This is a genomic window from Amycolatopsis sp. NPDC051716, assembly GCF_040681595.1.
Lineage (GTDB): Bacteria > Actinomycetota > Actinomycetes > Mycobacteriales > Pseudonocardiaceae > Amycolatopsis.
Map to the genome: position 1 here is coordinate 158,442 of NZ_JBFAZA010000017.1, position 10,852 is coordinate 169,293.

Below are 10,852 nucleotides of genomic sequence, written 5' to 3' on the forward strand. Positions count from 1 at the left end.
TGAGGCCGGTCGCTACTGTTCGGCGCGCCCCCGATTCCGCCGGTAGCGAAGGACAAGACTGTTGAGCGTGATCGACATCGGCCAGTCCGTCGTCCTGGGAGTCGTCGAAGGGCTGACCGAGTTCCTGCCGGTCTCCTCGACCGGGCACTTGAAGATCGCCGAGGGATTTCTCGGCATCCCGGTGGACGACCAGGCGGTGGTGGGCTTCACCGCGGTGATCCAGGTCGGCGCCATCGCGGCGGTGCTGGTCTATTTCTTCCGGGACATCATCAGGTTCGCCGCGGCGTGGGGCCGTGGGCTGGTGCGGCCGGAGGCGCGGCAGGAGCACGACTACAAGTTCGCGTGGTGGGTCATCTTCGCCACGGTGCCGATCGTCGTGGCGGGCCTGCTGTTCCAGCCGCTGATCAAGGGGCCGTTGGCTTCCCTGTGGGTGGTCGCCGGATCGCTGATCGCCGGCAGCGCGGTCATGTGGGCCGCCGACCGCTTCGGCACGGGAAAGCGCAGCGAGGCCGAGACCACGCTGCCGGACGCGATGCTGGTCGGTTCGTCGCAGATCCTTGCCCTGCTGTTCCCGGGTTTCTCCCGGTCCGGGGCCACTATTTCGACCGGGCTGCTGCGGGGGCTGGACCGCGTCGCGGCGACGCGGTTGTCGTTCTTCCTGTCCATTCCGGCGCTGACCGGCGCCGGTGTGTACGAGCTGAAGGACGCGGTCGGTGGTGGGGTGGACGTGCTGCCGTTGCTCGTCGGAACGGTGGTCTCGTTCGTCGTCGCCTACGCGTCGATCGCGTGGCTGCTGAAGTTCGTGGCCGGGCACACGTTCACGGCTTTCGTGGTCTACCGGGTCGTGGTCGGTGTCGCTTTGCTGGGCTTGCTGGTCACCGGCGTCCTCAATCCCTGACCTGAACGGCCGCCGCCCGGCCGGGGACGGTCCCCGGCCGGGCGGACGCTACCGGGGAAGAACTTCGGTACCTTCGATGCGCACCGCCTGCAGCGCGTCCGGCCGCAGGCCCAGCAGCCGCAGGATCGTCGGCGCGATCTGCGTGGTGCCGACGGGGGTGGCGACGGCGTGGGGACGGCCGGTTCCGGTGATCACCAGCGGGACGTCGCGGTCGTCGGCCGCGGCACCGCCGTGTTCGGCGATCTTCTTGGTGCCGCCGGTGTAGACGACGCCGTACTGCGCGATGCCGACGAGGTCGGGCACCCGCGGGTCGCCGGGCCGGGCGTGGAAGTAGCGGGCGGCGTCATCGCCCGAGTAGGCCCGGTCGAGTCCGGAGTGGACGAACGGCTTCGGCGCTCCGGAGATGTCGTTGCCGAGCCCGGACCGGGTCAGCAGGTAGTTCTCGGCGAACGTCGTCGCGGCGGCGGACCGATCGGTCAGCCACAGCAGCATGGCGTCGTCGTCGGTGGACTGAGCCACCAGGTCGGCCGCGCCGGGATGGGCCGCGCGCCACGCGGCGTTGAGACCGTCGAGCAGGGCGCCGTCGTCGATCCTGGTCAGGGCGGACGGGTCGGTCGGCGACTGGCCGTGCTTGGCCGAGAGGACGATGGTCGTGCTCCGGTCGAGGTGACGTCGTTTCAGTTCGGCGGTGATGGCGCCGAGCTGCTGGTCGACAAAGTCCAGCGCCGAACTCAGAACCGGACCCGGGCCACCGTCTCCGGGCAGGTAGCCCCCGGTGCGGCCGCCGGAGAGCGGCAGTTTCTGCGCTGTCGAAACGGACTGGAAGTTGAGCCCGAAGATGGCCGGCGTACCCACCCGGTGGGTGCCGCTGTGGTCGTAGCCGCCGATCTCGTTGAGCACCGCGCGGACCTTGTAGGAGTCATAACGCTGGGTCGCGGCGTTGTCGGTGGTCCAGTCGCCCGGCCCGCCCGGAACCAGGCTGTTGATCTCCGGGGTGAACAGGTCCTGGACACCGGAACCGGACGGCCCGTCGAGGATTTCGTACGCGGGGTGCTTGTCGGCCCACGCGGTGCGCAGGCCGGCCCGGCGGGCGACCTCGAACACGGTGTTGACCTCGAGGTGCTGGTGGGGGTACACGGGCGTGCAGGTCCGGGGATCCACGGGCAGCTTGGCCGGGTCGATGAGCGATTGCGGTGCCCCGGTCATGGCCAGGACGTTCCCGGGCAGACCGGGCAGGCCCTGTCCGGCGTCGATGGCGTCCTGGGAACGGTCGAGGTCTTCGGTGTAGTCCACGGCTGTTCCACCACGCGCGCCGGCGCACGTGGTGGTACCGGCCGGGAGGAGGGCGTGGTCGTAGGTCGCGTCGTAGTAGATCCCGGTCGTCGCCGGGCTGCCGCCGGTGACCTGGGCGAGCAGGCCGGGGAAGGAGTCCGACGGCACGGGGGTGCGGGCGTGGGTGTACTCGGTGCCGTGGCCGAGGAGGCCGGCCAGCGTCGAGCCGGGGTGGGTTGCGGTGTAGCGGGCGAGGTCCGACTGGTGCATGCCGTCCACCGAGATGAGCAGGACGTGGGCGGAGCGATCACCGGCGGACGCGGCCGGCGCGGTCAAGGCGGCGGTGGCCGTCGCGACCACGGCCAGCGCGGCGGTTCTCGATCGGGTACTCGGCACGGATCTCTCCTTCGACTACGGGCGGCCGGTGCGGGCGCCGAAGGGCATTCCAAGCCGGGCACACGGCGGCCAGGACACACCGAAACGAATTCCGGGTGAACGCTGTGACGCATTCGCCGCAGAGCGCGCAACCAGGACGAGCCGGGCGTTACCCGGAAGGGTGAACCGCAGGACGAGCAAGCCCATTTAACCGTCCTTTTGCTCTCCTGCAGCTGATCACTAATGCAGTTGTCCCTAGCGTGGCAAGCCGTGACGGGACCTCGCGCCCGCTGCCGGGTTCCCCCCACTCGGTAACGGTGCTTCGCGGGGTCCCGGCACGCCTCACCGGCACGTGCCCGCCCGCCCGTTCCGCCGTCGCGGCGGACGGACCAGGAAAGAGTCCATGACCTCACAACGCGTTCTCGCACCGAATCGCCGGCTGCTCAACAAAGTGCCGGAAATCACGATCTATTTCTGGATCGTCAAGGTGTTGTGCACGACGGTCGGCGAATCGGCGGCCGACTTCCTCAACGTCAACCTGAACCTCGGCTTGACCGGCGTATCCGTCATCACCGGCGTCCTGCTGGCCGTGACACTGGCCGTCCAGTTCGCGACGAAGCGCTACGTGCCGGGCGTCTACTGGCTGACCGTGGCGCTCGTGAGCGTCTTCGGCACGTTGGTCACCGACAATCTCACGGACGCCGCCGGCGTGCCGCTCGAGACGAGCACCGTGCTCTTCGGCGTTCTCCTCGCGGTGACCTTCCTGGCGTGGTACGGCACCGAGAAAACCTTGTCCATCCATTCCATCGTCACCTGGCGCCGGGAGGCGTTCTACTGGCTGGCGATCCTGTTCACCTTCGCGCTCGGCACGGCGACCGGCGACCTGATGGCCGAGGTGCTGGGCCTGGGTTACCTGGCAACGGGCGCCATCGTGGCCGCCTTGATCGCCCTGCTCGCGGTCGGGTGGCGGCTCGGGCTGCACCCGGTGCTGGCCTTCTGGTGCATCTACGTCCTGACCCGGCCGCTCGGCGCGTCGCTCGGCGACTACCTCGCCCAGCCGCCGGATGCCGGCGGCCTCGGTCTGGGGACGACCGTGACCAGCGTGATCTTCGCGGCGGGCATCCTCGGTACCGTTCTTTACCTGTCGGTCGTGAAGCCGGACGTCACGCCGGCCGCGCCGGGCGGTGTTTCGCGGGAGCGAGGTGGCCTGTGGCAGACCGTCGTCGTGGTTGCGCTGGTCCTCATTGCCGCGGCGACCGGCTACAGCATGCGGAAGTCCGCGTTGCAGGACTCGGCGGACCCCGCTCCGGTCGCGGCACCGAACGCGAGTGGTGGCGGCCCGGTCGCTCACGTCACGCCGCTGGGTGACCTCTCGGCCTTCCGGAAGATCACCCAAGACACGCTCGGCCTCCTCAACGCCGGCGACCAGTCCGGCGCGACGAGCCGGGTCGACGACCTCGAGAGCCAGTGGGACCAGGCCGAGGCCCGGTTGAAGCCGAAGGACCGGGCCACGTGGACCGAGGTCGACAGCAAGATCGACAAGGTGCTGCGCGAGCTGCGGGCCACGAGTCCCCGGCCGGCGGAGGAGAAGGCGGCTCTCACGGCCCTGCTCGGCTCGCTCGGATGAGTCCCGGCTCCTGCGGTCGCCCGCAGCTCTTCTACAATCGTGTAGAAGAGCTGCACGGGTGTCGGAGCGGTGCGGAAGTCACCGTCGGAAGGTGGTCGCGGGCGTGAACCCACTGAGTGCGACGTCCTGGTTGTCCAGTCTGGGCACGGCCGGGGTGTTCCTGGTCCTGTTCGCCGAGACCGGTCTGCTGGTCGGCTTCTTCCTGCCCGGTGATTCCCTGCTGTTCACCGCCGGGCTGTTCTGCACCACCAGTGCCTCGGCTCCGGTGCACCTGTCCTTGCCGCTGGTGCTCGTGGCCTCGGTTGCCGGCGCCGTCTCGGGCGCCCAGGTCGGGTTCGTGCTCGGCCGGCGGGGCGGCCGGGCGCTGCTGGGGAAGATCGGCAATCCCCACCTGCACCGGGGTGTCGAGCGCGCCGAGGAGCTCTTCTCCCGGTACGGCCACGCGAAGGCCATCGTTCTCGCCCGGTTCGTGCCGGTCGTGCGGACGGTGCTGAACCCGCTCGCGGGCATCCTCGACGTGCCCGCGCGGACCTTCCTGGTGTGGCAGGTGCTCGGCGGCCTGCTCTGGTCGGTCGGGGTGACGCTCGCCGGCTACGTGCTCGGCGCCAGCATCCCGGGAATCGACCAGTACCTGCTGCCGATCATCGCCGTCGTCGTGGTGGTTTCGTTGATCCCGCTGGCGCTGGAACTCCGGCGCGGCCGCAAGCGCCCGTCCGGCGGCCCGGACCGCCGGCTTTGATCGTGCGCTGACTTTCGCTTCCCTTGTGCAGATCTCGTGACGGTGGGTATGACCCGGACAGCGAACCTGCCCGCGCCGGCGGCGGTGAACCGCCGCCGGCGGCGGTTCAGGAGGACGCTCCTCGTTCTCGCTGTCCTGCTGGTGTATCCGGCGGTCACCTATGTCCAGGCGCTCACCGACCCCGGTGGCGCCACGTTTGCCGCGCGGACGGCCGACTGGGCCCGCGAAATGGGCGCGGGTCCGGTCGTGAACGCGCTCGAGAACTGGTGGTACACCAGGCATCCCCCGGCCGACCACCCGCCCGGTGCGGACACACTGCCGAAGCCCGCGTCGCCGACGGCCGGCGAGGGCGTCTGGGCCCCGGAGGCGCGGACGCCTGGCGGCCAGGCCGCCGACTACACGGCCTTTGTGCGGCCGGACCGGGCCCACACGAGCGTGGTCGCCGGGATGGTGGCGTTCGACCAGAACCGGGTCCGTACCTCGTTGATCGCGGGGACCAGGGAACCCGGCGGTCCGGAATGGCCCGAACACGCGCGGGTGCCGGACTCCCTGCGAGCCGCACTGCTGGCGACGTTCAACTCGGGCTTCAAGTTCCAGGACACCGACGGCGGGTTCTTCGCCGACGGCCGGTACGGAAAGCCGTTGAAGGACGGCATGGCGTCGCTGGTGATCGATCGTTCGGGGGTGGCCACCGTCGGTGTGTGGGGCCGCGACGTCCGCCCGGGACCGCAGGTGGCCGCGGTCCGGCAGAACCTCGAACTGATCGTCGACGGCGGTGTTCCGGTGCCCGGCCTGGCGGGCAACCCCGCGGGGCGGTGGGGAAGTGCGGGCAACCAGTTCCAGTTCACCTGGCGCTCGGGCATCGGGACCGATGCCCGCGGCCGGTTGATCTATGTGGCCGGTAGCCGGCTCACGTTGACGGCCTTGGCCGGCGCCATGGCGTCCGCGGGCGTGGTCCGGGGGATGGAGCTGGACATCCACAGCGGTCGGGTCGACTGCACCCTGTTCCGTCCCGGTCTTAAGGGGGCGGCGCCGAACACGCTGCTGCCGTCGATGCTGTCCCCGCCTGACCGCTATCTCACCGCTGACCAACGTGATTTCTTCGCCGTCACGCTCCGGGCCGTCGCGGGAGCGATTCCTGCGCCGGGCTGATGCCGCGGGTACGGCGGGAGGGTGAGGTCGGCGAGCCGGCCGACGCGGAGTCCTTGGCGGTGGCAGTCGCCGAGGATCTTCGGCACCGCGGCCAGGGTGGCCCGCCACGCGCCGCTGCCGGTGGTGACGTCGCTGTCGTGGAGCAGGATCGTGCCGCCGCGCCCGAGCCGCCGCATGACCCTGCGGTGGACCGACTCCGGGGTGCAGCCTTCGGTCCAGTCGAAGCCCCAGGTGCTCCAGAGCACCGGTGTGAGGTCCAGCGATCGCGCCGACGCCACGGATGCAGCGCTGAAGACGCCGTAGGGCGGGCGGAACCATCGCGGCCGGATCCCGGTGAGGGATTCGACGAGCGCACGCGTGTCCAGGAGTTCGCGGTGGGTGCGCCGGGGGGACTTGCGCAGCAGGCATCGGTGGTCCCAGCCGTGGACGCCGATCTCGTGCCCGGCATCGGCAATGGCCCGGGTCAGCTGCCGTGCCCGGTGAACCTCGGTACCGAGCAGGAAGAAGGTGGCCTTGACGCCGTGGCGCTCCAGCAACCGGAGGAAGTGCGGGGTCGACGCGGCCGAGGGCCCGTCGTCGAAGGTCAGCGCGACCTCGCCGTCCGCGGCGATACCGGCCAGGCGGGGCAGGAGGACCCGCCGCGGCCCGGGCAGGAACGTCGCCGCCGGTCCGGCGTGCGCCACCGCCGCCACGGCGGCGAGGGTGAGAGCGGTTTTCACGCGACGTCCAAGAGCTTTTCCAGCAGCGGAACGGGATCTGCGGCCGGTAGTGCGGCGAAGGCGGGTGGCCGCGCTGCCGCCAGTGCGGCCGCCAGGTCGCCGGTGGAACGGATCCAGGGAACCACGCCGATCCGGTCGAGCACGCCGGCGTTGGCGCGACCGTGACCGGGCAGGCAGCGGTAGGTCACCACGGGCAGCCCGGCGGCGAGCGCTTCGGAGGTGGTCAGGCCGCCGGCGTTCTGCACGACGGTGTCGACGGCGCGCATGAGGTGGGGCATGTCCTCGACCCAGCCGAACACGTGGGGGTGCCCGGCGGCGAGGAGCTGGTCGCGCAGGGCGGTGTTCCGGCCGCAGACCACGACCGGAACCGCGGCGCCGGACGCCGCGACGTCGCAGGCTGTCTCGGCTACCTGCCCGACGCCCCACGACCCCGCTATGACGAGGGCCAGCCGGCCGGTCGGGGGCAGGCCGAATTCCTGTCGGGCCTGGGATCGTTCGACGGTCGTCGCCGGCCGGAACCGGGTGTGGACCAGCGGAGCCGCGACGTCGACCTGCCGGGCACCCCAGGCGAGTGCCTGTGCCGCGGCGTCCGGGTTCGGGGCGAGGTGCAGGTCGGCGACGCCGCTGACGCAGAGCCGGTGTACCGAGGGATCGGTCAGGTACACCGCCAGCGGTGCGGTCAGCGTGCCTCGCGCGCGCAGTGCGCCCAGTGCGTGGGTGGCCAGGGGATAGGTCGAGATCGCCAGGTCGGGGCGGTCTCCGAGGACGGCGCGCAGACGGTCGCAGGCGAGCGTTGCCGCGCGCGCCGCGAGCCGGGCCGGGCCGGCTGTGTTCAGAGCGCGCAGTGTCCAGTCCCAGCTGCGTGGCGCGACCTCGAGTTGCCGGTGGTAGAGATCGCAGAGCCGCCGGCCCAGCGACCGTGGCAGCAGGTCCAGGAAGTCGAAGACCTCGACGTCGTGGTGGACGAGCCGTTCGGCCAGGGCGTACGCCGCTCCGTCGTGGCCGGCGCCGACGCGCGCCGAGACGAGCACGATGCGCGTCATCATCCGGTTCCCTTCTACGACTATCCTGTAGAAGTTCTACACAGTAGTAGATTAAAGGATGATGAGAATTCCGGCTCCCTGCTCTGCCGCAGATCGAGGTGCACCATGACGGAGCCCGCTGAACACCGACCGGTTCCACCGGGCGAGAACAGCGCGACCGCGCCGGATGGCGTGCGCTGCTCGGATGCCGAGCGCGCCGAGACCGAAGCGGCGCTCCACATCGCCGTCGGTGAAGGACGGCTGACGATGGCGGAGGTCGAAGACCGGATAGCCCGGGTCTACGCCGCCCGGTACCGCCACGAACTCGCGGCGATCACGGCGGATCTGCCGCCAGCGCCCGAAGCGGTCACCGGCTGGCGCCCGATCGTGTCCGCGGCGAGCCGACAGGCCCTGAGTGACCTGTCGGCACTGCTGGGACGCGACGGAACGGTCAGTACTCGCCGCCGCCTGACGATCGCGCTCGTCACCCTGGCCATGGTGCTTCTCGCGGTGTCACTCCTCGTGCTGGCGTTGCACGGCATCGGCGGAGACGGCTTCGAACACCACGAACTCGGCCGGGAGTGACGCGGACGTGAGCCGGCGTCCGTCCTGGCGGACGGAATTCGCAGCCCCTCAGGCTCCGGCGGCGGTGACGATCGCGTCCGTGACGAAGCCCAGGACGAGGCCGAGGAACACGCCCCACGTCGTGACGGTCTTGAGGTTCGCTTTGCGGGCGACGGCGAGCAGTTCGATGACCACGTAGAGGATCGACCCGGCGGCGAGGCCGAGGAAGGCGATCGAGAGGGTCTCGTTGACGAAGGCCTGTCCGGCGAGCGTGCCCACGAACGTCGGGCCGCCGCCGATCAGGCCGAGCAGGGCGAGGTAGCCCCAGGACGGGCGAGTGCCGGTCAGGGGCGCGACGATGCCGAAGCCTTCGGTGGCGTTGTGCAGCCCGAACCCGATCACCAGCAGCACGGCGAGGCTGAGTTCCCCGGCGGCGGCCGAGTTGCCGATGGCGAGCCCTTCGGCGAAGTTGTGCAGGCCGATCCCGATCGCGATCGTCATGGCCAGGCGGGAAGCCGGGTTCCGGGTCGCCGCCGCGCTCAGCTCGCCGACCGACGCGGCCCCCGGCCCGTACGCGCGCCGGACGTCCGTCCGGCGGCGAGCGGTCGCCTGGTCGAAGTAGGCCAGGCCGAGCAGCCCCGCCCCGGCGGTGACCAGCAGTACGGCACCGTTGCCGAGCACCCCGCCGAGTTCGTCCTTGCCCAGTCCGGCGTCGATCGGTTCCCAGGCGTGGGCGAGCACGTCCCAGAGCAGGAAGACCAGGATGCCCGTGGCCGTGCCGTTGAGGAACGTCTTCAGCCGGGGCATCTCGGCCCGCAGCCGGCCCAGCGGGAGCCCGAGGTAGATGGTGAATCCCGAAATGGCGCCGAGGACGGCGATCTGGGTGGGCGACATGGACTTGGCTCCCGGAGTCTCGCGGCGGACGCTGCGACCGTAACTCAGGAAAGGCTCGCCTCATAGAGGTGAGGCGTACCTAATTGCTTTGAGGTGGCCGGTTTCATGCCGACGGAGCACCACCGTGGTCCACTGTGGACTCACGGGCAAACGTACGGCAAATCGCCGGTTAGAACACGGCAAAACAATGGGGCGGACCCGCCCTTGTTCAGGCGATGTCGTCCAGGCGAGGGAGGTAGAGGGTGAACGTCGTGGGAGTGCGGCGGGTGATGGCCAGGCGTCCTCCGCTCGCTCCGGCGATGGTGCGGGCCAGTGCGAGGCCGATGCCGTGGCCGCCGCCGCTCGACGCGCCGCGGACGAACACGTCGGCGGGGTCCAGCCGGAGGGTGCCTTCGTCGGCGACGTCGACAGCGAGGACGCCGGCGGTGTCGCGGGCGGTCAGGGTCACGGTGCCCCGGCCGTGGCGCGCCGCGTTGTCGGCCAGGACATCGACGATCTGGGTGAGCAGGCTCGCCGGAACGGGCCAGTCGCGGATTTCCGGATCGACGTTCACGACGAGCCGGCGTCCTTCGCGGGCGAGCGGGCCGTGCCAGTGTTGCTCGGTGTCGGAGAGGACCTCGGCGACGGCGCCGGGCGCCGCCGTGAACCACTCCTCCGGATGGTGGCGCGAGAGGGCGAGCAGGTCCTCGACGGTCCGGGACAGGTTCCGGACACCGCGGGCGGTGTCTTCGAGAACGCGGGGGAGGTCGGCAGGCGGCGCGGTGCGCGCGGCCTCCAGTTCGAGCAGCAGCCCGCTGAGCGGGGTCCGCAGCTGGTGCGAGGCGTCGGCGCTGAAGTGGCTTTGGCGGTCCAGCAGCTCGGTCAGCCGGTCGACCATGAGGTTGTGGGCCAGTGCCACCCGGCTGATCTCCGGGATGTCCCCGGGGTCGGCCCGTGCGCCGAGGTCTCCGCCGGCGATCCGGTCGGACGCGCTCGACAGGTCCTCCAGCGGTCCGGTGAGCAGCCGGGCCTGACGGCGCGCGATGAGCACGGCGACCACGAGGGCGGCGCCGGCAAGGGCGGCGAGCAACGACCAAGCGAGAAAGGCCCGCGTCCACACCACGCTCATCGGCGCCGCGGCCCGCACCACGCCGTTGACGTGTTCGGCGGCGGACACCGGAACCGCGACCACGAGATCCGCTCCCGCCTGACCGTCCGCCGCCGCGCCGGTGTAAGCCTGCCGGACGACGTCGTCGGCGATCCCCGGCCCATGGCCGCTCTTGAGGTGGCCGCCGAGGTCGTAGACGCCGATCGTGTTGTCGGCCTCCGCGGCCGGCAGCTCCACCGGGTCGCCGGTGAGGAACTGCGGACCCACCCGGACGGCGGCCGCCAGCGCAACCCGTTCCATTTCGCCTTGTTCTTCGGTGAGCAGTGACGACCACACCAGGATCGCCAGCGGCACCGCGAACAGCACCAGCGCCACCGAGACGGCGATCATGGCCACCCGGACCACCCGAGCTCTCATGGAGCCCATCATGGTCGTCATCCCGGCTTCAGCGGCGGAACCCGGCCGTTCAACGGCGGCCGGCTCGCGTTTTGCCGTCCTCGAAC

Annotated in this window: 10 protein-coding genes; 5 read left to right on the forward strand and 5 right to left on the reverse strand. The window is 70.8% G+C overall.

All coding sequences use genetic code 11. The features are described from left to right. Window positions 1-67: 67 nt before the first annotated feature. Window positions 68-898: an undecaprenyl-diphosphate phosphatase gene (locus tag AB0M30_RS24325; RefSeq protein ID WP_364587592.1), complete on the forward strand. Its 831-nt coding sequence runs from the start codon at window positions 68-70 to the stop codon at window positions 896-898. 48 nt (window positions 899-946) lie between these two features. Here AB0M30_RS24325 and AB0M30_RS24330 read toward each other — a convergent pair whose 3' ends face one another. Continuing rightward, window positions 947-2,530, reverse strand: coding sequence for an alkaline phosphatase family protein (locus AB0M30_RS24330; RefSeq protein WP_364587595.1), 1,584 nt, complete (start codon window positions 2,528-2,530; stop codon window positions 947-949). Between the two features lie 418 nt (window positions 2,531-2,948). Between AB0M30_RS24330 and AB0M30_RS24335 the strand changes: the two genes are divergently transcribed. The 3 genes from AB0M30_RS24335 (at window position 2,949) to AB0M30_RS24345 (ending at window position 6,063) form a co-directional block, all read left to right on the forward strand. After that, window positions 2,949-4,172, forward strand: coding sequence for a hypothetical protein (locus tag AB0M30_RS24335; protein WP_364587479.1), 1,224 nt, complete (start codon window positions 2,949-2,951; stop codon window positions 4,170-4,172). Window positions 4,173-4,275: 103 nt separating this feature from the next. Next, window positions 4,276-4,911: a DedA family protein gene (locus AB0M30_RS24340; RefSeq protein ID WP_364587482.1), complete on the forward strand. Its 636-nt coding sequence runs from the start codon at window positions 4,276-4,278 to the stop codon at window positions 4,909-4,911. A gap of 48 nt (window positions 4,912-4,959) precedes the next feature. Next, window positions 4,960-6,063 (forward strand): hypothetical protein, encoded by a 1,104-nt coding sequence (locus AB0M30_RS24345; protein WP_364587485.1) that lies wholly within the window; start codon window positions 4,960-4,962, stop codon window positions 6,061-6,063. Here AB0M30_RS24345 and AB0M30_RS24350 read toward each other — a convergent pair. After that, complete coding sequence (locus AB0M30_RS24350; RefSeq protein WP_364587488.1) at window positions 5,985-6,782, reverse strand: polysaccharide deacetylase family protein; 798 nt, start codon at window positions 6,780-6,782, stop codon at window positions 5,985-5,987. The two genes, AB0M30_RS24345 and AB0M30_RS24350, sit on opposite strands and share 79 nt — an antisense overlap. Next, window positions 6,779-7,828, reverse strand: coding sequence for a glycosyltransferase (locus tag AB0M30_RS24355; protein ID WP_364587491.1), 1,050 nt, complete (start codon window positions 7,826-7,828; stop codon window positions 6,779-6,781). Before AB0M30_RS24355 ends, AB0M30_RS24350 begins: the two co-directional genes overlap by 4 nt. A 168-nt stretch (window positions 7,829-7,996) precedes the next feature. Between AB0M30_RS24355 and AB0M30_RS24360 the strand changes: the two genes are divergently transcribed. Then, window positions 7,997-8,389: a DUF1707 domain-containing protein gene (locus tag AB0M30_RS24360; protein ID WP_364587598.1), complete on the forward strand. Its 393-nt coding sequence runs from the start codon at window positions 7,997-7,999 to the stop codon at window positions 8,387-8,389. A gap of 48 nt (window positions 8,390-8,437) precedes the next feature. Here the strand turns inward: AB0M30_RS24360 and AB0M30_RS24365 are convergent, their stop codons facing one another. Together AB0M30_RS24365 and AB0M30_RS24370 are read right to left on the reverse strand one after the other, a co-directional pair. Next, complete coding sequence (locus tag AB0M30_RS24365) at window positions 8,438-9,262, reverse strand: ZIP family metal transporter (protein WP_364587494.1); 825 nt, start codon at window positions 9,260-9,262, stop codon at window positions 8,438-8,440. 208 nt (window positions 9,263-9,470) lie between these two features. Beyond that, window positions 9,471-10,766 (reverse strand): HAMP domain-containing sensor histidine kinase, encoded by a 1,296-nt coding sequence (locus AB0M30_RS24370; RefSeq protein WP_364587496.1) that lies wholly within the window; start codon window positions 10,764-10,766, stop codon window positions 9,471-9,473. Between the last annotated feature and the right edge of the window lie 86 nt (window positions 10,767-10,852).

Coding starts and splice junctions, on each gene's coding strand:
- AB0M30_RS24335 (WP_364587479.1), top strand. CDS start 2,949: ATGACCTCACAACGCGTTCTCGCACCGAATCGCCGGCTGCTCAACAAA.
- AB0M30_RS24345 (WP_364587485.1), top strand. CDS start 4,960: ATGACCCGGACAGCGAACCTGCCCGCGCCGGCGGCGGTGAACCGCCGC.
- AB0M30_RS24355 (WP_364587491.1), bottom strand. CDS start 7,828: ATGATGACGCGCATCGTGCTCGTCTCGGCGCGCGTCGGCGCCGGCCAC.
- AB0M30_RS24365 (WP_364587494.1), bottom strand. CDS start 9,262: ATGTCGCCCACCCAGATCGCCGTCCTCGGCGCCATTTCGGGATTCACC.
- AB0M30_RS24370 (WP_364587496.1), bottom strand. CDS start 10,766: ATGAGAGCTCGGGTGGTCCGGGTGGCCATGATCGCCGTCTCGGTGGCG.